Source organism: Pseudomonas sp. HY7a-MNA-CIBAN-0227 (genome assembly GCF_040310325.1).
Lineage (GTDB): Bacteria > Pseudomonadota > Gammaproteobacteria > Pseudomonadales > Pseudomonadaceae > Aquipseudomonas.
Map to the genome: position 1 here is coordinate 1 of NZ_JBEOPT010000234.1, position 257 is coordinate 257.

At 62.3% G+C, this 257-nt stretch carries 1 protein-coding gene; it reads right to left on the reverse strand.

Going from position 1 to position 257, the window contains the following annotated elements:
- On the reverse strand, nucleotides 1-257 hold a 257-nt coding region (locus tag AAEZ06_RS27720; protein ID WP_350617352.1), incomplete at both ends, for a LysR substrate-binding domain-containing protein.

Here is a 257-nt window from a genome sequence, read left to right on the forward strand (position 1 = left end):
GGCCGGACGCTGCCGCTGCTCAACTCGATAATGCTCAACTCACCGACCCGCCCATGTTCAAGCCAAGGTGCTTGTTCAAGGGCTTGTACGCTGTTGATCGGCGCCAGGCTGGCAACAAAGCCCGGCGAGGCCACCGGCAGAATCTCAAAGGTGCGCAACTGCACGGCGCGATGGCTGGAGTCGAGCACGCGGCCCAGCCGCAGGGCGACGTCAAAACGCTCTGAGATCAGGTCTGCATGGGTCGAAGAGGTCGATAG